Origin of the sequence: Entomohabitans teleogrylli (genome assembly GCF_001484765.1) — a bacterium.
GTDB lineage: Bacteria > Pseudomonadota > Gammaproteobacteria > Enterobacterales > Enterobacteriaceae > Entomohabitans > Entomohabitans teleogrylli.
The window spans coordinates 59,583-83,719 of sequence record NZ_KQ947383.1 but is presented as its reverse complement, the minus strand read 5'-3'; the positions used below and the strand labels follow the sequence as shown (position 1 = coordinate 83,719).

Here is a 24,137-nt window from a genome sequence, read left to right as displayed (position 1 = left end):
ACATAATCCGTAACGGGACGAACACACAGAGGTATCAATGCTCGCCTTAACCAGGTCGTAAACTTTCCCGCCTCTGCCTGTTTTTGCCCACTCAACAACATCCAGCGCTGACGGAGCACCCATTCCACCTCGCGGGCCGTAGAATCCTGACCATTCGATGCGCTGAACATCTGGCTCCAGTCCGTACAGTTTCACATTCTGACCTAGATTTACTGGATAGCGTTTACGTCGCGCTACCTCCTCTCCGGTAACTTCATCGAGTTCAAACCTGATGACATCTCTAACGCCTAACTGAACACGCATCCACGACTGACTAGCTGTGCCGACGCTCATCCAGTGCACCCAACGAGAAGCGAGGCGCACTTTTTTCTCCCATGCATGGTGTTTATCGATATACCCGGGCCAGCGGGCGGCTGTTTCCGCAATCTCTTCCTTACTGCACAAAACGCAATTCATGCAGCCAACGCGGCCAGCACCCTGTAAATAAAGGGGGTTTGGTTGAACACCAAAATATTTATGCAGAGCGAACACATCAGCCGCCGTCCACTTGTGAATCGGCAGGAAGTTGTAGAGAAAATCAGGGTCACGTTCATCTCGCGCAAAACGGTCATATCCGGCGCGTTTGTCGGACTCATCTGCACGCACGCCTGACCACTGAACCACAACCTCCCCCTCATCCAGCATCGGACGAATTGCCGCATCATAGGCAATCTGTATCTTGAGCTCATCGGTGCAGAAACGGTCGCGCAGCATCGGGAATTTGCCGTGAAGCAATGCACAGTCCAAGAAGCTGTTTCCTGATGGATGTAAAACTGAAAGTGCCGCGTCGAGGGGTGTTTCAAATTCAATTCCCCACCGTTCAGCGGTACGTAACCACGCCTGACCGAATTTAGTGTCCGAGCGAGCAAGGGACGGCATTACAACTCCGCGGTAAGCACCCATGCGGATAGCCTGACGCTTAACCCAGTTCTTCTGGATGTAGCCCCGTCGCCGCTCAAAATCTGCTTCGGTATATATCCGCTTAACAACCTGAACAGGAGCGCATCCGATTTGCTCATGAATGGTTTTCGCAAACTGGACCGTAAGCTCATGCTCATTGTCCGTATCAGCCATAACAGCCTTTACTCTGTCGCCGAACAGCGCATGAGCCACTGCTAGTGTGGCCGTGCTGTCCTTGCCAGCCGAATAGTTAACAACGATTTTATGGTCGTCAGGGATACGGAACTCTTCGAGATAGCGAGCGTATGCAACCTCAATTTCGCGGATCATCGTTTTGATGTCGGATGGCGCAATAATCATTGCGGCGTTGCTCATGCTGCACGCTCCTGTTTCTGCTGTGCTGCCGGGTTGATCCAAAGGCATTCAGTACGTACTTTCGTACCGCGCCCGGCGCTGATGCGCGATGCTTTCTCGGTCTTCGCCCAGCCGGATAACATGTCGTTGTAGACCTCAGCGTCGTAACCGCTAATCATCACCATGCCTGACATTGTTCTGGCCACAGCGAGCAATTGCTCATGACCTTCAACAGTCATTTCATGCGCGTAGTAACGATTACCCTGCACGCGGGTTTCTGGCACATACGGCGGGTCGATGTAATGCAATGTCGTTTCTGCGTCATGTGCACGCATTACCGCCAGAGCGTCTTTGTTCTCGATGATGACACCCTGCAGGCGCCGGCAGACAGCAGCGAGGTTTGACGGATAACGCTCCCAGAGATGCGCCGCCGTAGCGTATTTGCGTTTGCTGTCGCTGCGGAAACCGGACTGACCACCGACGCCGGCAGCGGATCCAAAACCCATACCTGCGCGAACAACCATGCGTCGGGCACGCTCAACAGGTTCATCAGTTGGGTGTTGAGCGGCACAGAATTCATCCCGGGAGTAGGGGGTGAGTGCGCAGGCATCCTGCAGGCGCTGGTTGAGTTCCGGGTCACGCAGTACACGAAACAGATTCACTACCTCGCCGTCGAGGTCGTTGTACACCTCGGAATAGCTGCGTGGCTTCTGGAGCAGTACGCCAGCAGCGCCACCGAACGGCTCAACGTAGCAACGATGCTCAGGGAAATGGCTGATTATCCAACTTGCCAGGCGGAATTTACCGCCGTGGTAACGAATTGCAGGATGCTTGATTTGGTTGCTCATTTGTCGGCCCCCTCGCTGCGCTTATTCCAGGCTCGAATAGCCATATCAATTTTGGTGCTGCCAACCATCTGCGCGGATTGAGCGTCACATGAGTGGCACCGAACAATCGCCGAACGATGCGGGCAATCGTCCTCATCCTGGGCGAATGCTTCGACATCGTTGCTGCCGCAAAATGGGCAAGGCTTTAACTGGTTGCTCATTTGGCCCCCTCGCGCAGCTGCGACTCTACTTGGCATGCAATGCTCAGCGCTGATTCCATCCCTACCATTTCGTCCTGATAACAGGATGGAGACTGGATATGCATCTCAAATGCAGACTTAACCAACGTCACCCCATCAGCCTTAATCCCGGCTACGATGCGATCGGTGGCGTGGGGCTCAGGAGCATGATCAATCGCCGGAAACCACGATGCATTTTCGCCAGCCTGTACGTAACAGCTCTGCGTGATAAATTTAGCTAGCTCCACATTCTCAGCAACCAGCGCCTTAATCACCGTCGCGACAGACGCCGGGCCATCCTCGCCGCAAACTTCCATCATGGTTTTTTCCCAGACGCACTCTGCTTTCAGTGCTGCGTCACGTTCAGCCGCCAGAGCCAGGTAATCCTCGTATTTCACATAATCGCCGGCATCTGACAGCATGATTGCCGCTGGTGCTGCTGCTCCGTATCTGTTCATTGTGTTCTCACTGTTATTTGCGCGCTGCACCGCGCTGAATTTTGGTTACAGAAAACCCTCGCCACATGGCGATAAAATTTAAATTTTTCCAGGATTTCCTGTATGGGCCGCGTTAGTTTCTCCACACAACGAGAAGGGCACCTACAAATCGGTGATGTCCTTTTCTGTTGTGCGCTACATCCACCACCAGATCAGTAATCTGCAAGCGGCTAACTCGATTGGTATAAGGATTGCCATTAAAATGGTTAAGGAACGCCAGGCCTGTTGACTCATACTCCCTCCGTTCTGAAAAAGGTGCGGTACCAGTCAGAACACTATCCTCATCCTCCTGTAATTGGTTGAAGACCCCGGTACCGCCAAATACTACATACACAGCTATCACGGTCCTAACGTGATTTGTTACAGCGCAGAGCGCACCACCCAAAACTAACAACACAACCACCTGATCAAATTTGCGGTGCGCTCTGCGCTGCACCCTGCTGTAAAAAGCTGGCTGCCACCATCAAGGAAAAGTGAACAGCCAGAACAGGGTTTGTGGCATCATGCCTACTCAGTGCTTTCAGGTACATTATGTACCATGATGGTACATTGTCAAGCATAAAAAAACCTGCCGCGGCAGGTTTTAGTCGAAAGTTAATTTTTTAAGCAAACCTTCTGGGCTTTCCTGAAAAAATAACAGTACCAATGATGGAGCAATTGCCATTAATTTTAACATACGGTTCTGGCCAGTTACGATTTAGTGCCTTCAGGTATCGCTGCCCGGCATCTTCAATTAATCGCTTGAATGTGGTTTCCCCCGTATCATGCATTATGGCGATAACATCATCTCCATGAACGGCTGGAACCTCGGGGTCAACAAAAATCATATCTCCCGGGCGATATTCATCAATCATGGAGTCGCCAATGACGCGTAATATATATGTCATTGGTCCGCATGGTACTGGGCAGGGGTAGGTCTCTGTGTTGCTCAAATCAACCTCAGTGTATCCAGCTTCGGTCCACTCTCCTGCCTGCACCCAGGATATAACGGGAACCATTGTGATGTTTCTATTAGTGTCGGAAACATCCTGCAATTTTGCAACATTGGTTACCTGATGCTCCTGATCAAGCCAGCCTTGCGGCAAGTCAAAGCACCTCTCAATGTGGCGAGCCATGGCGTCACCAATATTTTTGGTCGGGTTTTCACCTATCAGACGACTTGTCTGGGTGGGCTCACGATCAATCATATTGGCGAAAAAACTGTTACCGCCAACACCATCCCTGAGCTTTCTGGCGTTATTACGCCTGATTTCATCAATAGTTTTCATTACACCATTATTTAACCTGTACCAATAAGGTACAAGTGCCTTGCGGGTTCATTTTTTTCAGGTATCCTGTACACAGGAGGTACAATTTATGAAAGAGTATTGGGACTCTCTATCGAAGGCGGAGCAAATGGATTTAGCAAAGAGCGTTGGGTCTACCACTGGGTACCTTCGGCTTGTCTTTAACGGATATAAAAAGGCTGGCTTCCTTTTAGCACAGAGACTGGAAGAGGTAACTGCCGGAAACATAACAAAATCTGATATGCGCCCGGATATTTATAAGATTACTTCATCCAGGTAGCCGAAAACACCACAGAAAGAAGGAGATAGCCGTGGGTAACGAACACTGGAAGATCGAAAAGCAACCTGCATGGATGGTTGCAGCAATTCGCAGGACTATCGCTGCTTTGCCTGGTGGTTATGCAGAAGCGGCAGAAATACTGGATACCACCCAGGACGCTATTTTCAATCGCCTGCGTGCTGGTGGTGATCAGATATTTCCTATGGGTTGGGCGATGGTTTTGCAGAAGGCCGCTGGCGTCACATACGTTGCTGATGCAATCTCCCGGCAAACAGACAACGGTATGCACATACCCGGGGCCATGCCGGAGGATATGAACGAGGAAATCGGAAGAAAGCTCGCTGAGCTGGTGGGGCAACTGGGAGACCTGGTTAACGCGTACCGGCGGTACACAGAGGATGATGTCGTCACTCGTTGTGAGTGGGCGAGTCTGAATGAGATAGCTTACCGCCTTCGCGTCACGATACTGACGTTCCTCAACCTGATTTCCCGGGTTTATTGTGAGCCAGAAATGAGTGACGCCCGCGAGTGTGCAGCTCCGGGCGTCGTGGCGTTTTGTGCTTCTTAGTGGAGAAACTAACGCATGAACAGTTTAACAGCGCCATACCGTCGGTCGCAACTGATTGCGCTACCGGTACAGGGAGGGCGTGAGCCCGTCCAGTGGTGCTATGCGGTCAATGTACAGGGAGAGCGTGAGGTTGTCTCCCACGGCTTTGCAGAGTGGGCTGTGGGGGACTGGCGCGAAGAAGTGGAGGCCGCGCTGTGCAGCCAGTTGACCACTTCAGGGAAAGGTTTAAGAGGGTCGATAGATGAGCGTTAAATTGTCAGCCTGGGTATGGGATGGCTGTGCGGCTTATGGACTGAAAGGTACCAGACTGCTGGTGATGGCCAGATTGGCTGATTTTTCCAGCGATGAGGGAATTGCATTCCCGAGTGTAGAGACCATAGCCCGCCAGATTGGTGCCGGCCGTAGCACGGTTATCACTGCTATTGGCGATCTGGAAAGAGAAGGGTGGTTGACACGTAAGGAACGTCGGAAGGGGCAACGCAACAGCACGAATATTTACACCCTGAATGTGCGCAAACTGCGGCAGGCGGCTGATGGTGCTTATTCTCATAGTCCAGAATCTGAACGTTCAAAACCTGAACATTCAGAATCCGAACGTTCAGAATCTGAATGTTCAGAAACTGAACGTACAGAAAGCGGAAAAAAAGCCGTTTCTCACCGTCCAGAATCTGGAGGGGATCCGTCAGTAAATTCAAATACTGATCCATCAGATAAAAAACCTTTCTGTCAGGTTGCCGGGCAACCCGACCCGGAAGTTGAAATCACTGAACATGCTAAACGAGTTTTAACTCACCTGAACCAGTCCACAGGATCGCGGTATCAGGTCTGCAAATCGTCAATGGAAAACATCAGAGCGCGCCTGGGTGATGGTTTTACTCCTGCAGAACTGGTGCTGGTGGTGGATTACAGTGTCGAGAAGTGGGGCAGGGACCTGAAGATGGCTGAATACCTGCGGCCAACAACGCTGTTTCTCCCGTCTAAATTTCCGGGTTATTTGCAGTCAGCCACTAAGTGGGACGCTGCAGGGCGCCCGGAGCGCGAGAAGTGGGGTAAGCGCAACAGGTCACCAGATGATCAGGCATTCCGCGCAAGTTATGCCGACGTTGACTACACCAGAGCTCCGGAGGGTTTCAGAACATGAGCCTGAGAGACCAAATCATCCAGTATCTGACTGAACATCCAGGCAGCAGGGTGGCAGATATTGCAGAGAAAATGCCGAAACTCAATTACCGGACTATTGCGCGGAATGTGCTGAAACTCCATGCCGATAAATTTCTCACACGCAAACCAGGTGCTGGCCGTCCGCACTACCTGTACAGCGTGGCAGAGTATCCGTCCGTGGAGGTTACTGAAGACCCGCGAAAAGAACGTCATGAGAAGATCCTGGTGCTGGAGGATATTGCTCTGGATTTAGAGTATCGCGGGCTGCATCGCAGAGCGGCGGCTGCGTGGCTGAGGGTTTTTGACCTGGTGGAGACCGACAGAGAGCGAGAGAGGATTGCATTTCGTCGCCTCCACTGCGCTAACAGGACAGTAACACCGGCGGTTAATTATTCAGGGTTGGCCATTACCAGCATAAGGGGGATCAATGTCGACTGAAAAAAATACGAGTCGGTACTGTGAGGCATTGAATTTATTAAGAGCCGCGCCGGTTCACAGGCTGAATGAAGTGGGCGATCAGTGGCGCACACCAGATCTTCTGTTCTGGGGTATTAATGCGTTATTTGGTCCTCTTATTCTGGATCTGTTTGCTGATGACAGTAACGCGAAATGCCCAGTGTGGTATACCGCTGAAGACAACGCGCTGACACAGGATTGGGCTGAAATGTTGGCATCAATCGGCGGCGCCGCCTTTGGTAACCCGCCCTACAGCCGCTCACAGTACCATGAAAAACAGGCTATCACCGGCATGACGCACATCATGAGTTATGCGTCTCAGCAGCGTGAAAAAGGCGGTCGCTACGTTTTCCTGGTGAAGTCAGCAACGAGTGAGACATGGTGGCCTGAAGATGCCGATCACGTCTGTTTTATCCGTGGCCGTATTGGATTCGATCTGCCGACCTGGTTTGTACCGGCGGATGATAAACAGAAACCCACCAGCGCCTTCTTTGCTGGCGCGATAGTGATATTTGATAAGTCCTGGCGCGGTGAGCGTTTTAGCTATATCGATCGCGCAGAGTTGGAAGCGAAAGGACGCACAAGTCTGGCGTTGGCGCAGTTTGCTTATGGGCAGCAGCCAGCACCATTGAAAGTACCAGTTCTGGAGGCGCCGGAAATAGAATCACGGATCTGGCCGCTGGAGGTGGGGCTCATATTTGAGAAAGTGCCAAGTGTCGATAGTCTGCCAGAAACCCTGCAAAACAAAATCAAATTCCACATTAACCAGTTATGGCTGGAGCGCATGCCGACGAACGAAATCATCATCATCGCTGGCGGTCTGGTAGATAGTATGGGAGGTCAGGTCCGTGCGTGAAATTATTGTTGATAACTTTGCTGGTGGCGGTGGTGCATCAACGGGCATAGAGCTGGCGATCGGGCGTGGTGTGGATATCGCTATCAACCACGATGAAAATGCGATCGCTATGCATCGGACTAATCACCCTGAAACGCTGCATTACTGTGAATCAGTGTTTGATGTGGATCCTGCCACGGCAAGTGGCGGAAAGCCTGTTGGTCTGGCGTGGTTCTCACCGGACTGTCGCCACTTCTCGAAGGCGAAAGGTGCAAAGCCAGTCCAGAAGGAGATTCGTGGTCTGGCATGGATAGTCATGCGCTGGGCGCTGGCGGTACGTCCCAGAGTTATGATGCTTGAGAACGTTGAAGAGTTTAAAACATGGGGTCCTCTGCTGGCGGGTGAAATGCGTCCTGACCCTGCCCGCGCCGGCGAAACTTTTGAGGCTTTCATTGGCATGCTGACTACTGGCATTTCAGCGGATCATCCTGCGCTAGCGGAATGCTGCGAATTTCTGAATATTTCGGTGGACAGTGAGGAGGCAGCGCGACTGGTAAAAGGCCTGGGCTATGTCGTTGAGTATCGCGAGCTGCGTGCGTGTGATTATGGTGCGCCGACGATCAGAAAGCGTTTCTTCATGGTAATGCGCTGCGATGGGAGGCCGATTGTATGGCCGGAAGCCACTCATGGAGATCCGAAATCGCCTGCGGTGATTTCTGGCAAACTGGCACCATGGCGCACCGCCGCAGAATGCATCGACTGGTCAATTCCAGCGCCAAGCATCTTCGATCGCAAAAAGCCGCTGGCGGAGAACACGTTAAAACGTATTGCCCGTGGCATACAGCGTTTCGTTATCGACAGCGCGGAACCGTTCATCGTGAAGTGCAACCACACCACGACAAAAGGGCAGTACGATTGTTTTCGTGGCCAGTCGCTGGCAGATCCGCTACAAACTATTACGAAAACCCACGGTTTTGCGGTAGTCGTACCACACCTGACCAAGTTCCGCACCGGCGTCACCGGGCAGCCAGTCACCGAACCGGTACCAACTGTGACAGCCGGCACATCTAAGCGCCCGGGTGGGAATGGTCATGCGTTGGGGATTGTTGAGGCGGGCCTTGTCCCGTTCCTCGCTGGCAACGGTGGCGGCGAATACCAGGCTAAACCGCGCCCGCTTGATAAACCTGCTCACACGATCATGAAAGAGTCGCGCGCCTGCGTCGTCGCTCCAGTTATCGCCCGGCAATTCGGTGCCAGCGTCGGCCACCGGGCCGACGAACCCAGCGCAACGATTACCGCTGGTGGCGGCGGTAAATCACAGCTTGTCTCCGCATTTCTGGCGAAGCACTACGGAGGGAATTATACCGGACCGGGGATCGGGCTTGATGAGCCTACGCACTCTGTAACTACGATAGATCACCACGCTGTTGTTGCCTCACATCTGGTTAAATTGCGCGGAACCTGTCGGGATGGTCAGCGAACCTGCGAACCGATGCCAACAATCACGGCTGGTGGCCAGCATATTGGAGAGGTTGAAACTACTCTCGCGGTTGGGAGCTACGACGAGAAGCGCGCAGGGCGGGTGCTGGCGTTCCTGAAGGAATATTGCGGAACGGATAGCACCGGTTTGGTTGAAATCAACGGAATTACATACCGCATCGTTGATATAAGGATGCGCATGTTGCAACCGCGCGAATTGTATCGCGCTCAGGGCTTCCCTGAGTGGTACATCATTGACCAGGATTACCACGGCGTGAAATACGCGAAAGATAAGCAGGTCGCACGCTGTGGCAACGCGGTTCCACCGCCTTTCGCCCAGGCGCTGGTGGAGGTCAATCTTCCTGAGATGTGTATTTCTAAACGGGAGGCGGCATGAAACTGATATTGCCGTTTCCTCCCAGCGTTAACAGTTACTGGCGCGCCCCGAGCAAGGGGCCGCTGAAGGGTAGGCATCTGGTAAGCGAGACAGGGCGCAAGTTCCAGCAGGCAGCGAGAGCGGCGATTATTGAGCAACTGCGAGCCGTTCCCCGGACATCCTCTGATCTGGCCGAGGTTCACATTGTGTTGTATCCGCCGGATCAGCGCCGTCGAGATATCGATAACTACAACAAAGCGCTGTTAGATGCCCTGACCCTAACCGGCGTCTGGGAAGATGACAGTCAGGTTAAGCGCATGCTGGTGGAGTGGGGTCCGGTAATCAAAAAGGGGAAGGTAGAAATAAGGATAAGCAGATACGAATCCCGGGCGGGTGCAGCCGCCTGAAAGTGGAGAAAACGCATGAATCAAATGAACGTAAATGTAAATTGCCCGGCACATCATGCAGTCAACATGGATCTGCAAATAAAGATGTCCAGCCGGGTTATCGCAGAACTGGTGGAGTCACGTCATTCTGACGTATGCCGGACAATTGAAAGGCTACAGGATTCGGGAGTTATCCAGGGGTATGCGCCGATGGCGTACACCCATCCCCAGAACGGGCAGGTCTATAACCAGTATCTGATTGGAAAACGGGATAGCTACATCATCGTTGCTCAATTATCTCCAGCGTTCACTGCTCGTCTTGTCGATAGATGGCAGGAGCTGGAAATGGCATCACGGCCAGTCATTCCTCAGTCACTACCTGAAGCTCTGCGCCTGGCTGCAGATCTGGCAGAGCAGAAACAGAAGCTGACAGAAGAGCTGGCCGCCGCTGCACCGAAAGTGGAGTTTGTTGATCGGTATGTGCAGTCCAGCGGTTCAATGACTTTCCGGCAGGTGGCAAAGTTGCTCAACGCTAAGGAGCCAGAGTTCCGGCTATTTCTTCTCGACAGGCACATAATGTACCGGCTTAACGGTATTCTCACGCCATACCAGCAGCACAGCGATGTTGGGCGCTTCGAGGTCAGGACCGGTACCACACAGGCTTCAAACTATGCGTTCAGTCAGGCCAGATTCACCGCTAAAGGCGTGAAGTGGATCGCTGGTCTCTGGGTTGAGCATCTGACCCATGGGAGTGCGGCGTGAGAGCATTGCTTACCCCCGTAGTGGTCAGAGAGTTGGGGCTGGTGATGCTTCGCCCGGGTGCTGACCTGCTACCGCTGTTCTCTGGTCGGGTGCTAATCGACCGTGAACCAGAGTACATGACGGAAATTCCCTCCGGCGAACTACCGCCAGCCCGTCAGCGCCTGCAGGATGATGAATCGCTGACACTATTCTTCGCTGACGAACGGGTTATCCATGCCGCTGGCGGCCTGAGTGGTCTGGATAGCTGGCTGCTTGGTCAGGCTGGTGGGTGCCAGTGGGCACACAGTGATTATCACCACGCTGAGCTGGTAGCCTGCCGACACGCTCCAGGTTCACTTCGCCTGTGTTGGCACTGCGACAACACGCTGCGCCACCAGCACCTTCCCCGGCTTGAGCAACTGGCACAACAAAATGTTACCACCTGGCTACTGGATGTGGCGCGTAGCGATCTGGGATTCGACGAAAGCCACGGTATGACCCTCCCAGAGCTTTGCTGGTGGGCTGCGCGTAAGGGTGTGATTGAAGCCATGCCGGAAGGGATGGCGCGCAAGGCATTGCGTATGCCGGCGTCCGTCGTTCATTCTGTCACCCGGGAGAGCAATATCGTCCCTGAGCTACCGGCCACCAGCATTGTGCATGAGAAAGTGAAGAAGGTACTGGCGCTGAAAGTGGATCCTGATTCACCGGAGTCATTCATGCTGCGCCCGAAGCGCCGACGCTGGGAGTGCAAGAAGTACACCGACTGGGTGAAAGCGCAGCCCTGTAGTGGCTGCGGTAGCCCGGCTGATGACCCGCATCACCTGATTGGCCATGGTCAGGGCGGTATGGGAACAAAGGCACATGACCTGTTCGTGTTACCACTGTGCAGAGTGTGTCACGACGAGTTACACGCCGACATGGCCGGGTTTGAAAGAAAGCACGGCAGCCAACTGGAGCTGCTGTTTCGTTTTATTGATCGCGCTATGGCGATCGGCGTACTGGCGTAGTGGAGAACGCGCATGAACATTGAATCATTACCAAAATATTACTCACCTAAGTCACCGAAGTTAAATGATTCCACTCCCGCCACAGGTGGCGATGTGCTAACAACTACTGATGTGATGGCTGCTCAGGGGATGGTTCAGGCTGAGGCGCCGCTTGGTTTCAATTTGTTCCTGTCTAAGGTCGGCGTTCAGTCACCAGATAAAGCCGTTTCCGGGCTGGTTGATGAGGCAATGAAAATCTCTTCTCAATGCCGACATATTGAAGATCTGGAGGAAGAGAAAAAGTGTGTAGTGATAGGGATAATTGCACGGTATGCCTATGCTGATTATTCCCGCAGCGCAGCCAGTGTCAGAGAGTGTGATTGCTGCAATGGTGAGGGATTTATTGATGCAGAGGTGTTCACAAATAAAGTGCAGTTTCCAGATGGAAAGCCTCCGGCCTGGGCAAAATGTACAAAAGGCGTCCTTCCGTCTTACTGGGAGGAATGGAGGTCTGTACGAGAAAAGGCGCGCGTGCTCTGTCCTGCCTGTAAGGGAAAAAAAATCCTGAGCAATGCCTGTCGGTGTCATGGAAGGGGTAGGGTGGTGGACGAAGCAATGACCAGGGAGATGAGAGGTGTTCCAGTATTTAAGGAGTGCGATAAATGTTCCGGCCGTGGTTATTCCAGATTGACATTCTCGACAGTTAAGGAGGCGCTAAATGCAGTATGGCCTGAGCTGAAACGGAAGATTGCATACGAAAGTGTCAGGCCATTTTATGAGCGCATTGTAAGTGTATGCTTTGAGGCTGAAAGCAGCGCAGGAAGCGCTCTACGCAAAGTAACACGCTGAAGGGGTTGCATTGTGGGGAAAAATTGGCTAAATTTATCCCAACGATGGGCTTTGTGTGTCTACCGTTGAAAACCCGCCGCTGTGCGGGTTTTTTATTCCTGAAAAATCCCACTTTCAGTGGGTCTTGTCATTTCCGCCGATAGCTCAGTCGGATAGAGCAGCAATCCTCTAAATTGCCTGTCCGCGGTTCAAATCCGCGTCGGCGGTCCATTTGTGCCCACAGAAAGGAAATCACAATGCACGGTCCGTTAACTGCGGCTGGAATTATGACGGCTGGATCGGCTGGTGTGACATTTGCCACGTTATTCCCGGAGGCGACGCCAGCAGTAATGATATGTGCGTTAGCGGGAGCGATGCTTTATGTGCTGTCGTCAGAAAACCATCAAATATGGAAGCAGGTAATTTACGCGTGTATTTCGTTTATTGGTGGTGTGTATTGCTCGCAACCGGTTTCTGAAATTATTTCAGGACTTCTGAATATGGCGCTCAATCACCTTCAGCCGCCGGTAACAGTGGCGGTATCACCAGCGGTAGGTGCGCTGGTGGCATCGGCTATTACCGTCACCATTTTGCTAAGACTTCTCGCGAAGTCGAGGACGGTATCACTGGAAGAGTTATTTCGAACCATTAAATCGAAAATCACCTTCTGGAAAAAGGAGGGCGGAAAATGACGATACCAGAATGGTTTCTGTTGTACGCCCATGCAACAATATGCGCTTTGATTGCTATAAGGCTGGCATTTTATCAAAGAGAAGGGCGTTTTCGTCGTTTCATGTCAATAGTTGCCTACGCGCTAATTCTAATTTCAGCATCCACCTCGATAAGAATTATTTTCGGTGTCTATACGCATATAGATGCAGGTGAGGTGGTTTTCTATTTCGCGGTTTGCGTGGCGATATTCCGTGCTCGTGGGAATGTGGCAGAGATTGCTGGGCGCAACGACTTCAGAGTGGATAATGATGGAAAAAACAACCAGTAAAAAGCTGGCTGGTGGTGCTGGCGTTATTTGCTCTGTTGGGGCGATTATTGCAATTGTGCTCAGCGCAGGAAACGTCAGAACCAATGAGCGAGGACTTGAGCTTATCGGTAATGCCGAAGGGTGCCGCCTTGAACCATATATGTGTCCTGCTGGTGTACTGACTGATGGTATCGGGAATACCCATGGCGTTAAGAGCGGCGAGCGTAAAAGTTATGAGCAGATAGCCGCTGACTGGGAACAAAATATTCAGGAGGCGGAGCGTTGTGTAAACCGGTATGCAAATGGTCGCCAGTTGTCAGACGACACATTCTCCGCTGTTACCTCTATCACGTTCAACGTTGGGTGTGGTGCCATGCAAAAATCAACGCTGTACAGACTGCTGCGCCAGAATGACATTGGTGCAGCCTGTAATGAATTCCCCCGGTGGGTATATTCCAACAAGGTTAAATTACCTGGCCTGGTAAAGCGCCGTGATGCTGAAAAAAAACTTTGTGCTGAAGGGGTTTGATCATGGGCATGGAGACCATTATTGGGCTGCTATTCACGGTAGTGGCATTCATCGCAGCCGTTTTCGGTGTCGGGTTCTCCAGGGGCGTAGGGAGGTCAGAAAGTCGCCGCATGGAAGAAACCGCCGCCGCGACAAAAGAAGCTGCCAGGCGGCGTGCCGAAGCAATGAAAGGAGCTAACGATGTCCGCAAAGAAACTAATACTCTGCCTGGTGACGCTGTTGATCGTGAGTTGCTCGAACGCTGGACGCGTAAGGGTTGAAGTGACAGACACGGCGTGTGACTGGGTGGTGCCGATATACCTCACCGAGAACGATATCAAGGTGATGGACCAGCAGACCAAGCGCGACATTCTGACGCACAATAAATCAGTACAGGCTAACTGCCCGAAATTATGACTAATCACGGCCTTGCAATAGCGGGGCTTTTTATTACCAGAAGAAGAAGGAAATCAAGCCACTGGCATCCGCTGGTGGCTTTTTTATGCGCATCGCACGCGCACATCGAACTCAGAACCTTTCAGGATGACCCTTGAGGAACCGGCTGGCGTCGGTGCCTTCTGATGGCCGGATCTCCTGTGCGACAAGGTTCATCACTAAAAGGTAATTCCGATGAGCGTATTTGTTAGAGACGTCATTGTTGATGGGGTTCCTTATGTCCGCGCAGATAGCGTTTCACACAATAAAATCGGGATCGCGATAACTACACATAATAGGCCGCAGGTACTCGCAAATGCACTTGAGCAACATCGTAAACATTTACCTGCCGGTGCAGTTGTATTCGTCATTGATGACGGTTCAAACCCTCCAGCAAAAGTGCCTGAGTGGTGCAATTTAATCCGGCACGATAAGTCATGTGGAATTGTCGCATCGAAAAATGCCAGTCTTGAATGCCTTATGGACTCAGGGTGCGAACATTTATTTTTGTGGGATGACGATGCGTATGCCATCGCCGATAACTGGCATATCCCATATATCGAATCACCAGAGCCCCATCTTGCTTACCAGTTTCTGGATCTTGCCGGGCGCAATAAGTTGAACGACATGGCGGAACTGTACCGTGATGATAAGCATGTTGCTTACACCGGGCAGCGCGGTGTAATGCTCTACTATCACCGCAGCGCCATCGAGACGGTCGGCGGATTCGATCCGGTCTACGGTCGCGGTATGTACGAACACAGCGATCTGGCTCTCCGCATTCATAATGCTGGGTTAACCACCTGGGCCTATGCCGACGTGACTAACTCCGAAAAACTCATTTATTCTCTCGATGAGCATGAAGCTGTCGAAAGGTCAGTGCCTAAGCCTGAGCGAGTAGCTCTGGTGGAGCGTAACGTTAAGATCCACAATGAGCGACGTGATACCGGTTTTACCGGATATGTTGAATACCGGCAGCAGCGCGATGTGGTAATCACCACGCTTCTTACCAGCCATCCTGACCCGCAGCGCGGAACTAAACTGATGGCCACACCTGAACAGTTGAGTAAATGGGCTAAGTCACTTCGTCAGTGTGGATGTGTTGCGCTGGTGGATGAACTGCAAACGGGTCCAGCTGGTGTTGAACTATTCCATATCCCTGTCGTGAAGATGAATGTCTACTTCCGGCGCTGGCTGCACATCTGGCAGCACCTTCGCGATCATCCTGAATATCGGTTCGTCTGGTGTACCGATGGTACTGATGTCGAAATGCTGCGTACTCCGTGGGATGAGATGGAGACCGGTAAGGTTTATGTTGGTTCAGAACCGAAGACATACGCCGATGCCTGGGCAAAGCAGAATCATCCTGAGCGCATCTATCAGGAGTTCATCGAAGCGCGCCGCAGCGATGTGATGCTCAATGCTGGGCTGCTTGGAGGTACGCGCGCTGATGTGATGGCATTTGCTCACGGCATCATCCGTCTTTACTACCAGATCGAGAGTTATCGTTTCTGGAAGAAAGAGCAGGCTGGCGCAGCGATAGGTGACATGCTGGCGTTCGGTATAGTCGCACAATCATTTGCAGACAGGCTGGTAACTGGTCCGCAGGTTCACACCGTGTTCAAGACGGATGGTCTTGGGAAGGAGGGTGCATGGTGGAAACACAAGTAAAGTTTGTGGTTGTTGGTCACCATCTGCGCCATAAACAAGCATCAATTCTGGCTGAATCGATAGACGCATTGCTACTCATCGACACGGGAGATAGCGGCGCTAACTGGAATCACCGCCGCGCTCTTGAATGGGCGGAAGAACAATCTTGCCGCGTGGTCATTTTAGAGGATGATGCAATTCCGGTTGATGGGTTCACCAGCAAGCTTGCTGGTTGGATTGAGCGTTTCCCTGATGCGTTGGTGTCTTTCTATCTCGGCACTGGTCGTCCTCCTCAATATCAACTCGACATAGCTACAAAGCTAATCACAGCGGATAAGGCAAGAGCAGACTACATCACACTTCCTCGCCTGATTCATGGCGTCTGCTACAGCGTACCTCAGTACAATATCAAGCGAGTGCTGGATAAATGGAACCACAGCAAGGCAGCCGACTATGCAGTAGGTGACGCTTACGGAGGTCCCGTTGTCTATCCCTGCTATTCACTCGTTGACCATGCTGATGGGCCGCCAGTGGAACCAGCAAGAGACAATCAGCCGCGAACAGAGCGTCGTAGAGCATGGAGGTTACATGTCTAAACTAAAGACTTTGCAACCCCGCCTGAAAGCTATCGATACCCGCCGCATTAAGCCAATCTATGGAGAGAACCGCCGGGTAAGCGGTAGCGCAAGGGTTAGCCTCAAGCGTCGTATCTATGCGCGTGACGGTGGTCACTGCTGCATGTGCAAACGAGTAGTAGACCTGCATGACAGCGAGCTTGACCACCGCATAGCGCTACAGTTCGGCGGTGACAACGATGAGCGCAACCTGTGGACGCTCTGCATTGCCTGTCACTCTGGTAAGTCATCGCGAGAAGCATCAACTAACCAGCCTGACAATGAGGCATTAAAACACTCGGTACCGCAGGATAAATCGCAGGATGGGGTCGTAATTATCTGACTAAACCCCTGGGGGGGTATCTGTGGGTGTCAACGTCGATCGCGCTGGACACCGCGCCCCCTCTCATGTACAGAAAAAATTCCCCTTTGGAGGTTGTTAACGTGTTTACGGGACAGAAGCGCAGGTTTGCGCTGGCGCTGATGTCCGGCTCATCTCAGGCAGAAGCCGCCCGCCAGGCTGGCTACTCAGAGAAAACCGCCCGCTCGCAAGGGTCGAGGCTGGCAAAAGACCCGGACATCGTTGCCTTTATCAGGAAAAAAGGGCGTGCCGGGCAGGAAGAAGAGAAGCCGCAAGAAGATGTAACAGCGAAAAATGCCGCGGAGCTGCCGGCCAGCCATGGCGTGCAGCAATCGCCTGGTGACGGCGTGATGAAAAAATATGATGACCCCCTTGATTTTCTACGGGCGGTGATGAATGACGCGGCTGAGGATATAGATACAAGGAAGGATGCCGCAAAGGCCATGCTCCCCTACGTTCACACCAAAAAAGGCGAGGGCGGCAAGAAGGACGCCAGGAATGCAGCTGCGAAAGTGGCCGCAAGTGCCAGTAAGTTTGGCGCGCTGGCCCCACCAAAGCTGGTTGTAAATAATAAGGGCTAATTTATGACGCAATGGTCTACGGCCTGCCCGGAATGGGAAAGGCGTCTCATCGCTGGTGAATCAATAATCCCGCCACCAATTTTTCCTGATCAGGCGGAGCAGGCGCTCGGTATTTTCCGTGAACTGCGGGTTTCTGATCTTCCTGGAAAACCAACGTTTGGCGAGTGCTCTGAAGACTGGGTGTTCGATTTTGTGAAGGTGATTTTCGGTGGATATGACGCCGAGACGGGTAACCAGCTTATCCGCGAATATGGCCTGCTAATCTCGAAAAAAAATACAAAATCGACAATCGCTGCCGGGATCATGCTTACCGCATTAATCCTCTGCTGGCGTGAGGATGAAGAGCATCTGATTCTGGCTCCGACAAAAGAGGTTGCCGATAACAGCTTCAAACCCGCAGCCGGCATGATACGTGCTGATGAGGAACTGTCCGATATGTTCCAGATTCAGGATCATATTCGTACCATCACCCACAGGGTGACTCGCAACACACTGAAAGTTGTGGCCGCGGATACGGATACAGTGTCTGGTAAGAAATCAGGCCGTATTCTTGTCGACGAACTCTGGCTTTTTGGTAAGCGCTCTAATGCCGAAGCAATGTTTATGGAGGCGCTGGGTGGGCAGGTTTCACGTAACGAAGGGTGGGTAATATTCCTCACCACACAGAGTGATGAGCCACCGGCAGGGGTATTCAAAGAACGTCTTGATTACTGGCGAAATGTCCGCGATGGAAAAATCATCGATCCAAAAACGCTGGGTATTCTCTATGAATTCCCGGAACATATGGTGGAAAGCAAAGCTTACCTCGAACCGGAAAATTTCTATATTACCAACCCAAATGTCGGACGCTCTGTCAGCGCCGAATGGATTGCCGATCAGCTTCGTAAAAATCAGGCCAAAACTGACGGTACGCTGCAGCAGTTTCTGGCAAAGCACCTCAACATTGAAATTGGCCTTAACCTGCGTAGCGACCGCTGGGCTGGTGTCGATTTCTGGGAATCGCAAATCAGGCCGGTGACCTTCATAGATATTCTACAACGTGCTGAAGTAGCCACGGTTGGCATAGACGGCGGCGGACTAGATGATCTTCTGGGGCTTTACGTTATTGGCCGCGACAAAGAAACCCGTGAATGGATTGGTTGGGGTCATGCCTGGGCGCACGAAATAGCTGTGCGCCGCCGAAAAAGTGAGGAGTCCCGTTTCAACGACTTTGTTAAGGCCGGTGACCTGACTATCGTTAAGCGCGTCGGACAAGATACTGAAGAAGTAGCTGAGTATGTAAGCCGCATTCATGATGCAGAGTTGCTGGATAAAATCGGCATCGACCCCTCAGGTGTGGGTCAGATACTAGATGCGCTCGTAGAGGCTGAAATACCTGAAGGTGCAGTGGTTGGTGTCAGTCAGGGGTGGCGACTTGGCGGAGCGATTAAAACCACTGAGAGAAAGCTTGCTGAAGGCGTATTGATACATGGTGGCCAACCGATGATGGCGTGGTGTGTTGGAAACGCCAGAGTTGAGCCTAAAGGGAATGCCATGCTCATCACCAAACAGGCCAGCGGGAAAGGAAAGATTGACCCCCTAATGGCGCTATTTAATGCCGTCTCGTTAATGGCGCTGAATCCAGAGGCGAAGAAACAAGATTACCAGGTATTTTTCATATGACAAACACGTCAGTTATTGACCCGCTCCGGCGGGTTTTTTCGTTTCTGGAGGACAGAAAATGACGCTTAACCGGGCATGCACCATCATGACGGTGAAGTCAGTTGATGAAGACAAGCGAGTCATTGTCGGTATTGCATCAGCGCCTTCACCAGACCGTGATGGTGACATTCTTGAGCCTGGCGGTGCTAAGTTTCGTGAAGAAATCCCATTCCTTTGGCAGCACGACAGAAGCCAGCCAATCGGAAACTGCACCCCAAAGATGGTGAAAGAAGGAATTCAGATCACCGCGCAGTTGGTCAAGCCAACTCCTGATATGCCTTCACAACTGGCTGCGCGTTTAGAAGAGGCATGGGCTTCTATCAAATCACAACTGGTAAAAGGCCTTTCAGTAGGCTTCAAGCCAATTAAATACGCATTCCTTGATTCTGGCGGCGTCCATTTTCAGGAATGGGAAATGCTTGAAACATCCGCGGTAACCATCCCTGCAAACGCCGACTGCTCAATTCAGACAGTTAAATCTTTTGACCGCCAGTTACTCGCCGCGCTTGGCAATGAGAAACCCGTGGTTAAAGCAAATCAATCCGCTGGCGCTACAGCACAAAAGCAAATATCTCAAAAAGGAAAACCAACGATGAATATCGCTGAACAAATTAAAAGTTTCGAAAACAAGCGTGCAGCGCTGGCCGCTTCACTGAGTGACATCATGAGCAAGGCTGCTGATGAAGGGCGTACACTGGATGTTGAAGAGACAGAAAGCTATGACAATACCTCTTCAGAAATTAAATCGGTGGACGAGCATCTTAAACGTCTTCGCGATATGGAAAACAATATGGCAGCCACTGCAAAGCCTGTTACTAAGGCTGCATCCGGTGAGGTTACCGTGGTGAATAATGCGCCATCAATTATCCGAGTTCCGCCGAAGTTGGAAAAAGGTATTGCAATGGCCCGCTTTACCAAGGCGCTGGCGGCAGCTAAAGGTGTACGTTCTGAAGCGCTTTCAATCGCTAAAAGCAAATATCCCGAAGATACTAAACTACACCATGTCCTTAAGGCTGCTGTAGAGGCCGGTACCACTACGGATCCTGTATGGGCTGGGGCGCTAGTTGAATACCAGGATTTTGCTAATGATTTTGTGGATTTCCTTCGCCCACAAACCATTATCGGACAATTTGGTGTAGGAAATATCCCTTCGCTACGCGAAGTGCCTTTCAATGTTCGAATTCCTGTTCAGACATCAGGAGGAGCGGCGCAATGGGTTGGACAGGGCAAAGCAAAACCACTTACCAAGTTTGATTTTTCGAATATCACATTTGGTTTCTCAAAGGTGGCTGCAATTTCAGTCCTGACAGAAGAACTTATCCGCTTCTCAAATCCTAAAGCGGATATTCTTGTACGTAACTCCCTTGCTGAATCAGTCATTGCTCGCCTTGATACAGACTTTGTTGATCCTGCTAAAACTGAAGTTGCTGGTATATCACCTGCATCAATTACCAATGGAGCAACAACCATCCCAAGTACCGGAGATCCTGATGCTGACAGCACTGCAGCATTTGACGTATTCATCAATGCGAATCTGCAACCTACTGGCGCTGTCTGGTTGATGTCCAGCTCTACCGCTCTGGCTATATCTAAGCGTAAAAATGCGCTTGGTCAAAAAGAGTACCCTGATATGACAATGTTTGGAGGTACGTTTGAAGGGCTTCCGGCCATTGTCTCTCAGTATGTTGGTAATCAGTTGATTCTGATGAATGCTCCAGACGTATACCTGGCTGATGAAGGTGGTGTTGCGGTTGATATGTCAACTGAGGCATCACTGGAAATGGAATCAGAACCAACAGGAGATAGCATTACACCTGTAGCAGTGGAACTGGTTTCCATGTGGCAGACCAATAGCGTAGCAATTCGTGCTGAGCGTTGGATTAACTGGAAGCGCCGCCGCACTGCCGCTGTAGCAGTCATCAGCGGAGTTAATTACTCATCCGGTCAAACCAGCTAAGAAGGAGGGCGGGGGAAACCCCGCCATTTGACATGGCAAAGATCAGATACCTACAGAGTACACATGACTCAATGCCAGGCGACGAAAAAATAGTTAATGACCAGTGTGCAAAGGTGTTGGTGTTGTTGCATAAAGCTGAATATATGACTGGCAAAAAAGTTGGTAGACAGAAAAAGAAAAAAGTTAACGCGGAGACTGGCTGATGTGGAATCCTTTTAGACGGAAAGAGAAAGCATTGCAGCAACCATCATCCCGTGGCTGGAATCCAATTTTTTCATATGTACGAGAACCGTTTGCTGGAGCATGGCAGAGAAACATGGAAATCAGGAATGAGACCGTGCTTTCGTATTACGCGGTGTTTTCCTGCATTACGTTGATAGCCAGTGACATTTCCAAGATGTCGCCCGCTATTCAGTCCAAAGATTCTAACGGTATCTGGAAAGAAATTTCTGATACCAATTTCGATACATTAATCAGCAAGCCTAACCAGTTTCAGAACACAATTCAGTTCTTTGAAACATGGATGAATTCAAAACTTTCACGCGGTAACACCTACGTGATGAGGGTAAAAAACAATGCCGGTAAGAATACAGAGCTTCGCATTCTTGATCCGGATAAAGTCATTCCCCTGGTTGCTGATGATGGCTCTGTCTTTTATCAAATCAGTCCTGACCAGATTAGTGGTTTACCGGCACAGGTAACCGTACCTGCACGCGAAATCATTCACGATCGCTTTAACTGCCTGTTCCATCCACTGATTGGTATTTCACCTATCTATGCGTGTGGACTGGCTGCAATGCAGGGTAAGCACATTCAGGAAAGCTCTGCGTTCTTCTTTAAGAATGGTGGGAAACCAAGTGGTGTTATCACCGTTCCCGGCTCAATAAGCGAAGAGAAAGCTAAAGAGATAAAAGCCAACTGGGACGCAGGATATACCGGTGAAAACGCGGGTAAAACCGGATTGATTTCCGGAGGTGCCAGCTATCAGTCTGTGACGATGACAGCAGTCGATGCGCAGACCGTTGAGCAACAGAAACTATCTGCTGAAATGGTTTGTTCGGCCTTTCACGTACCGGCATACAAAGTTGGTGTGGGTGAAATACCCAGTTCAGACAACGTGGAAGCGCTTGAGCAGCAATACTACTCGCAGTGCCTGCAGGTGTTGATTGAGTCTATCGAGTCGCTTCTGAAAGAAGCCTTTGAGCTGGATCCAAAAAAGCGCGTGGAACTTGATATCGGTGCTCTGCTGCGTATGGATAGTGAGCGCAGGATGAAAGCGCTGGGCGATGGCGTCAAAAATACCATCCTCACACCCAACGAGGCCCGTAAAAGCGAGAATCTCCCTCCTGTCGAGGGTGGCGATTCACTCTTCCTGCAACAGCAAAACTACAGTCTTGCAGCGCTGGCCAGGCGTGACGCTTCGGAAAACCCATTTGGAACCAGTCAGAAGACAACTCAGCCTGTTGAAGTGCCTGCCGATGATGGCTCTAAAGCATTAAGCGAGACAGAGATTTTCTCTGCAAAATCAATGCTCAGAGGATTATTAACAAAATGAATGAACGTGAATTATCCCTGATAAAAGCACTGGGTGAAGAGTTCGGAGCAGCGATAAAAAAAATGGAAGGTGACTTTCAGAAAGCGCTGGAGAAAACAGCCGGCAATTTTGAGAAGAAACTGGAGGAGCTGAAGAATTCAATTCCTGAAACTCAAACAGTAGAAGCACCTGACTTTTCAAAAATGGTTGCGGATGCGGTAAGTGCCATTGAGTTGCCAAAAGCACCAGAATTGCCAGATCTAAACCAACTGGTAGGTGACGCTGTTTCTAACGCGGTGAAGCAGATTCGCGTTCCTGAAGATGGTAAAAGCATCACCGTTGAAGACGTTGAGCCGCTGCTTCAGAAAATGGTTAACGACGCTATAGACAGGATACCAGCGCCGAAGGACGGCAAGGACTGTACTGCAGAAGACATAGTTCAGGCAGTAAATATCGTGATGGCTGAACTACCAAAACCGAAAGATGGGAAAAGCGTCACCGTTGAGGAGTTGAGGCCATTAGTAGAAGAGGTTATCTCAGCATCGCTTCCGGCTCCTGTTGACGTTGAAAAGTTGGCAGAAGAAGTGGCTGCTAAGGTTCCTTCCCCACAGCCCGGGCAAGATGGCCGCGACGCTCTCTCAATAGAGCTTGAGCCGTTTATAGATGAACAGAAAAGCTATCCTCGTGGCACTTACGCTACGCACAACGGCGGCCTGTGGCGTTCTCATGAGAAGACATTCGGCATGCGTGGCTGGGAGTGCATTGTTGACGGTGTATCAGCTGTTGACATCCAGCAGGATAAAGAGCGCTCTTTCTCCATCACTCTTGAGAGGGCAAGCGGTATTAAGGAAATTAAATCGTTCGATATTCCGGTAACGATTTATCGAGATGTTTTCAAAGCAGGTAATGAATACCAACCGGGAGATACCGTCACATGGGGTGGCTCTCTCTGGCATTGCAATGAAGCAACAAGCGATAAGCCAGGCGAAGCCGGTTCTAAGGGCTGGACTCTTGCTGTTAAGAAGGGTCGCGATCTGAGGGATAAACCATGATTGAGCTGGTCAGTCTCGAAGAGGCAAAAATGCATCTCCGTATTGATGACGATTACGGAGATTCTGACCTGACGATGAAAATACAGGGCGGAAGCGCGGCGATACTTGCCTACATTCAGGGAAGCAGGGAGCGAGTTGTTGATGCTGCCGGGAATTTGATAGTCGGTGAACCGCTTACCCGGGTTCAGACTGCATTGCTCGTTCTGCTCGGCTACATGGACAGAAATCGTGGTGGGGAAGAAGAAGAGAAGCTGAAACAGGGAGAGCTTCCTTTCTCTGTATCAATGCTCATTTACGACCTACGCCGGCCAACCATTATTTGAGGATATGTCATGGCTTGTGCAGGCTGTGAGCGCCGAAAGGCGTGGATTAAAAAGTGGGTGAAAATTGCGTATGAACGATCTAAACAAATTGTTGGCGGCCATTCGAGCGCAGACGATCGCACAGCAGGAACAGACCGCAGCGATAAACCGTCTGGCGGAGTCTAATGAGTCATTGTGCGCCGTGATAATTCAGTCCCTGGTGGA

29 protein-coding genes and 1 tRNA gene are annotated in these 24,137 nt (G+C 51.2%); 25 read left to right on the top strand and 5 right to left on the bottom strand.

Features of this window, described 5'->3' with window-relative positions:
• The 5 genes from AQ981_RS11580 to AQ981_RS11560 all read right to left on the bottom strand — a co-directional run.
• A partial coding sequence (locus tag AQ981_RS11580) for a phosphoadenosine phosphosulfate reductase domain-containing protein (protein WP_058911904.1) occupies nucleotides 1–1,314 on the bottom strand: 1,314 nt, incomplete at its 3' end.
• On the bottom strand, nucleotides 1,311–2,141 hold the full coding sequence (locus AQ981_RS11575) for a DNA adenine methylase (protein WP_058911903.1): 831 nt from the start codon (nucleotides 2,139–2,141) through the stop codon (nucleotides 1,311–1,313). The genes AQ981_RS11580 and AQ981_RS11575, both read right to left, overlap by 4 nt.
• A complete protein-coding gene (locus AQ981_RS11570; RefSeq protein WP_058911902.1) occupies nucleotides 2,138–2,341 on the bottom strand; it encodes a Lar family restriction alleviation protein in 204 nt (67 codons plus the stop codon). Before AQ981_RS11570 ends, AQ981_RS11575 begins: the two co-directional genes overlap by 4 nt.
• On the bottom strand, nucleotides 2,338–2,817 hold the full coding sequence (locus AQ981_RS28090; protein ID WP_154675933.1) for a hypothetical protein: 480 nt from the start codon (nucleotides 2,815–2,817) through the stop codon (nucleotides 2,338–2,340). The genes AQ981_RS11570 and AQ981_RS28090 overlap by 4 nt, the downstream gene beginning before the upstream one ends.
• A 641-nt stretch (nucleotides 2,818–3,458) precedes the next feature.
• Nucleotides 3,459–4,124, bottom strand: a complete 666-nt coding sequence (locus AQ981_RS11560; protein ID WP_058911900.1) for a LexA family protein — start codon at nucleotides 4,122–4,124, stop codon at nucleotides 3,459–3,461.
• 88 nt (nucleotides 4,125–4,212) lie between these two features.
• Between AQ981_RS11560 and AQ981_RS28085 the strand changes: the two genes are divergently transcribed.
• The 25 genes from AQ981_RS28085 to AQ981_RS11435 all read left to right on the top strand — a co-directional run bounded on the left by AQ981_RS28085 (nucleotide 4,213) and on the right by AQ981_RS11435 (nucleotide 23,933).
• Nucleotides 4,213–4,422: a helix-turn-helix domain-containing protein gene (locus tag AQ981_RS28085; protein WP_058911899.1), complete on the top strand. Its 210-nt coding sequence runs from the start codon at nucleotides 4,213–4,215 to the stop codon at nucleotides 4,420–4,422.
• Nucleotides 4,423–4,453: 31 nt separating this feature from the next.
• Nucleotides 4,454–4,990 carry a YmfL family putative regulatory protein gene (locus tag AQ981_RS11550; RefSeq protein WP_420809753.1) on the top strand — a complete coding sequence of 179 codons (537 nt, stop codon included), beginning with the start codon at nucleotides 4,454–4,456 and terminating at the stop codon, nucleotides 4,988–4,990.
• Nucleotides 4,991–5,005: 15 nt separating this feature from the next.
• Complete coding sequence (locus AQ981_RS11545) at nucleotides 5,006–5,242, top strand: hypothetical protein (protein ID WP_058911898.1); 237 nt, start codon at nucleotides 5,006–5,008, stop codon at nucleotides 5,240–5,242.
• Nucleotides 5,232–6,131, top strand: coding sequence for a conserved phage C-terminal domain-containing protein (locus AQ981_RS11540; RefSeq protein ID WP_058911897.1), 900 nt, complete (start codon nucleotides 5,232–5,234; stop codon nucleotides 6,129–6,131). Before AQ981_RS11545 ends, AQ981_RS11540 begins: the two co-directional genes overlap by 11 nt.
• Entirely contained in the window at nucleotides 6,128–6,589 is a 462-nt protein-coding gene (locus AQ981_RS28080) for a PerC family transcriptional regulator (RefSeq protein ID WP_058911896.1), read from the top strand. The genes AQ981_RS11540 and AQ981_RS28080 overlap by 4 nt, the downstream gene beginning before the upstream one ends.
• Nucleotides 6,579–7,463: a phage N-6-adenine-methyltransferase gene (locus AQ981_RS11530; RefSeq protein ID WP_058911895.1), complete on the top strand. Its 885-nt coding sequence runs from the start codon at nucleotides 6,579–6,581 to the stop codon at nucleotides 7,461–7,463. Before AQ981_RS28080 ends, AQ981_RS11530 begins: the two co-directional genes overlap by 11 nt.
• On the top strand, nucleotides 7,456–9,318 hold the full coding sequence (locus AQ981_RS11525) for a DNA cytosine methyltransferase (RefSeq protein WP_058911894.1): 1,863 nt from the start codon (nucleotides 7,456–7,458) through the stop codon (nucleotides 9,316–9,318). The genes AQ981_RS11530 and AQ981_RS11525 overlap by 8 nt, the downstream gene beginning before the upstream one ends.
• A complete protein-coding gene (locus AQ981_RS11520) occupies nucleotides 9,315–9,704 on the top strand; it encodes a RusA family crossover junction endodeoxyribonuclease (RefSeq protein WP_058911893.1) in 390 nt (129 codons plus the stop codon). The genes AQ981_RS11525 and AQ981_RS11520 overlap by 4 nt, the downstream gene beginning before the upstream one ends.
• Before the next feature lie 66 nt (nucleotides 9,705–9,770).
• The gene (locus tag AQ981_RS11515; RefSeq protein WP_058911909.1) at nucleotides 9,771–10,445 is read left to right on the top strand and encodes a phage antirepressor KilAC domain-containing protein; all 675 of its coding nucleotides are present in this window, start codon (nucleotides 9,771–9,773) and stop codon (nucleotides 10,443–10,445) included.
• A complete protein-coding gene (locus AQ981_RS11510; RefSeq protein WP_058911892.1) occupies nucleotides 10,442–11,431 on the top strand; it encodes a DUF968 domain-containing protein in 990 nt (329 codons plus the stop codon). Before AQ981_RS11515 ends, AQ981_RS11510 begins: the two co-directional genes overlap by 4 nt.
• A gap of 12 nt (nucleotides 11,432–11,443) precedes the next feature.
• On the top strand, nucleotides 11,444–12,259 hold the full coding sequence (locus AQ981_RS11505; protein WP_058911891.1) for an antitermination protein Q: 816 nt from the start codon (nucleotides 11,444–11,446) through the stop codon (nucleotides 12,257–12,259).
• 133 nt (nucleotides 12,260–12,392) lie between these two features.
• Nucleotides 12,393–12,469: transfer RNA gene (locus AQ981_RS11500), tRNA-Arg, on the top strand.
• A gap of 26 nt (nucleotides 12,470–12,495) precedes the next feature.
• Nucleotides 12,496–12,930 carry a putative holin gene (locus AQ981_RS11495; RefSeq protein ID WP_071608878.1) on the top strand — a complete coding sequence of 145 codons (435 nt, stop codon included), beginning with the start codon at nucleotides 12,496–12,498 and terminating at the stop codon, nucleotides 12,928–12,930.
• The gene (locus tag AQ981_RS11490; RefSeq protein WP_058911890.1) at nucleotides 12,927–13,238 is read left to right on the top strand and encodes a phage holin family protein; all 312 of its coding nucleotides are present in this window, start codon (nucleotides 12,927–12,929) and stop codon (nucleotides 13,236–13,238) included. The genes AQ981_RS11495 and AQ981_RS11490 overlap by 4 nt, the downstream gene beginning before the upstream one ends.
• Complete coding sequence (locus tag AQ981_RS11485; protein ID WP_420809755.1) at nucleotides 13,219–13,746, top strand: lysozyme; 528 nt, start codon at nucleotides 13,219–13,221, stop codon at nucleotides 13,744–13,746. The genes AQ981_RS11490 and AQ981_RS11485 overlap by 20 nt, the downstream gene beginning before the upstream one ends.
• A gap of 180 nt (nucleotides 13,747–13,926) precedes the next feature.
• Nucleotides 13,927–14,142 (top strand): hypothetical protein, encoded by a 216-nt coding sequence (locus AQ981_RS26025; RefSeq protein WP_249226306.1) that lies wholly within the window; start codon nucleotides 13,927–13,929, stop codon nucleotides 14,140–14,142.
• A gap of 213 nt (nucleotides 14,143–14,355) precedes the next feature.
• Entirely contained in the window at nucleotides 14,356–15,831 is a 1,476-nt protein-coding gene (locus AQ981_RS11475; RefSeq protein ID WP_058911887.1) for a glycosyltransferase family 2 protein, read from the top strand.
• The gene (locus tag AQ981_RS11470; protein ID WP_058911886.1) at nucleotides 15,813–16,406 is read left to right on the top strand and encodes a hypothetical protein; all 594 of its coding nucleotides are present in this window, start codon (nucleotides 15,813–15,815) and stop codon (nucleotides 16,404–16,406) included. The genes AQ981_RS11475 and AQ981_RS11470 overlap by 19 nt, the downstream gene beginning before the upstream one ends.
• On the top strand, nucleotides 16,399–16,767 hold the full coding sequence (locus tag AQ981_RS11465) for an HNH endonuclease (protein WP_058911885.1): 369 nt from the start codon (nucleotides 16,399–16,401) through the stop codon (nucleotides 16,765–16,767). Before AQ981_RS11470 ends, AQ981_RS11465 begins: the two co-directional genes overlap by 8 nt.
• 101 nt (nucleotides 16,768–16,868) lie before the next feature.
• Entirely contained in the window at nucleotides 16,869–17,366 is a 498-nt protein-coding gene (locus tag AQ981_RS11460; protein WP_058911908.1) for a terminase small subunit, read from the top strand.
• 3 nt (nucleotides 17,367–17,369) lie between these two features.
• Nucleotides 17,370–19,028 carry a terminase large subunit gene (locus AQ981_RS11455; RefSeq protein ID WP_058911884.1) on the top strand — a complete coding sequence of 553 codons (1,659 nt, stop codon included), beginning with the start codon at nucleotides 17,370–17,372 and terminating at the stop codon, nucleotides 19,026–19,028.
• 58 nt (nucleotides 19,029–19,086) lie between these two features.
• Nucleotides 19,087–21,024, top strand: a complete 1,938-nt coding sequence (locus AQ981_RS11450; protein ID WP_058911883.1) for a phage major capsid protein — start codon at nucleotides 19,087–19,089, stop codon at nucleotides 21,022–21,024.
• 202 nt (nucleotides 21,025–21,226) lie between these two features.
• Complete coding sequence (locus tag AQ981_RS26895; RefSeq protein ID WP_058911882.1) at nucleotides 21,227–22,579, top strand: phage portal protein; 1,353 nt, start codon at nucleotides 21,227–21,229, stop codon at nucleotides 22,577–22,579.
• Nucleotides 22,576–23,610: a hypothetical protein gene (locus AQ981_RS26890; protein WP_058911881.1), complete on the top strand. Its 1,035-nt coding sequence runs from the start codon at nucleotides 22,576–22,578 to the stop codon at nucleotides 23,608–23,610. The genes AQ981_RS26895 and AQ981_RS26890 overlap by 4 nt, the downstream gene beginning before the upstream one ends.
• The gene (locus AQ981_RS11435; protein ID WP_058911880.1) at nucleotides 23,607–23,933 is read left to right on the top strand and encodes a head-tail connector protein; all 327 of its coding nucleotides are present in this window, start codon (nucleotides 23,607–23,609) and stop codon (nucleotides 23,931–23,933) included. The genes AQ981_RS26890 and AQ981_RS11435 overlap by 4 nt, the downstream gene beginning before the upstream one ends.
• Nucleotides 23,934–24,137: the final 204 nt, after the last annotated feature.

Bases quoted from the DNA above. Each gene is read 5' to 3' on its own strand.
- AQ981_RS11540 (WP_058911897.1), top strand. From the start codon at position 5,232: ATGAGCGTTAAATTGTCAGCCTGGGTATGGGATGGCTGTGCGGCTTAT.
- AQ981_RS26890 (WP_058911881.1), top strand. From the start codon at position 22,576: ATGAATGAACGTGAATTATCCCTGATAAAAGCACTGGGTGAAGAGTTC.
- AQ981_RS11505 (WP_058911891.1), top strand. From the start codon at position 11,444: ATGAACATTGAATCATTACCAAAATATTACTCACCTAAGTCACCGAAG.
- AQ981_RS11475 (WP_058911887.1), top strand. From the start codon at position 14,356: ATGAGCGTATTTGTTAGAGACGTCATTGTTGATGGGGTTCCTTATGTC.
- AQ981_RS28085 (WP_058911899.1), top strand. From the start codon at position 4,213: ATGAAAGAGTATTGGGACTCTCTATCGAAGGCGGAGCAAATGGATTTA.
- AQ981_RS26895 (WP_058911882.1), top strand. From the start codon at position 21,227: ATGTGGAATCCTTTTAGACGGAAAGAGAAAGCATTGCAGCAACCATCA.
- AQ981_RS11450 (WP_058911883.1), top strand. From the start codon at position 19,087: ATGACGCTTAACCGGGCATGCACCATCATGACGGTGAAGTCAGTTGAT.
- AQ981_RS28080 (WP_058911896.1), top strand. From the start codon at position 6,128: ATGAGCCTGAGAGACCAAATCATCCAGTATCTGACTGAACATCCAGGC.
- AQ981_RS26025 (WP_249226306.1), top strand. From the start codon at position 13,927: ATGTCCGCAAAGAAACTAATACTCTGCCTGGTGACGCTGTTGATCGTG.
- AQ981_RS11495 (WP_071608878.1), top strand. From the start codon at position 12,496: ATGCACGGTCCGTTAACTGCGGCTGGAATTATGACGGCTGGATCGGCT.
- AQ981_RS11560 (WP_058911900.1), bottom strand. From the start codon at position 4,124: ATGAAAACTATTGATGAAATCAGGCGTAATAACGCCAGAAAGCTCAGG.
- AQ981_RS11470 (WP_058911886.1), top strand. From the start codon at position 15,813: ATGGTGGAAACACAAGTAAAGTTTGTGGTTGTTGGTCACCATCTGCGC.
- AQ981_RS28090 (WP_154675933.1), bottom strand. From the start codon at position 2,817: ATGAACAGATACGGAGCAGCAGCACCAGCGGCAATCATGCTGTCAGAT.
- AQ981_RS11435 (WP_058911880.1), top strand. From the start codon at position 23,607: ATGATTGAGCTGGTCAGTCTCGAAGAGGCAAAAATGCATCTCCGTATT.
- AQ981_RS11455 (WP_058911884.1), top strand. From the start codon at position 17,370: ATGACGCAATGGTCTACGGCCTGCCCGGAATGGGAAAGGCGTCTCATC.
- AQ981_RS11530 (WP_058911895.1), top strand. From the start codon at position 6,579: ATGTCGACTGAAAAAAATACGAGTCGGTACTGTGAGGCATTGAATTTA.
- AQ981_RS11490 (WP_058911890.1), top strand. From the start codon at position 12,927: ATGACGATACCAGAATGGTTTCTGTTGTACGCCCATGCAACAATATGC.
- AQ981_RS11570 (WP_058911902.1), bottom strand. From the start codon at position 2,341: ATGAGCAACCAGTTAAAGCCTTGCCCATTTTGCGGCAGCAACGATGTC.
- AQ981_RS11575 (WP_058911903.1), bottom strand. From the start codon at position 2,141: ATGAGCAACCAAATCAAGCATCCTGCAATTCGTTACCACGGCGGTAAA.
- AQ981_RS11520 (WP_058911893.1), top strand. From the start codon at position 9,315: ATGAAACTGATATTGCCGTTTCCTCCCAGCGTTAACAGTTACTGGCGC.
- AQ981_RS11545 (WP_058911898.1), top strand. From the start codon at position 5,006: ATGAACAGTTTAACAGCGCCATACCGTCGGTCGCAACTGATTGCGCTA.
- AQ981_RS11515 (WP_058911909.1), top strand. From the start codon at position 9,771: ATGGATCTGCAAATAAAGATGTCCAGCCGGGTTATCGCAGAACTGGTG.
- AQ981_RS11465 (WP_058911885.1), top strand. From the start codon at position 16,399: ATGTCTAAACTAAAGACTTTGCAACCCCGCCTGAAAGCTATCGATACC.
- AQ981_RS11485 (WP_420809755.1), top strand. From the start codon at position 13,219: ATGGAAAAAACAACCAGTAAAAAGCTGGCTGGTGGTGCTGGCGTTATT.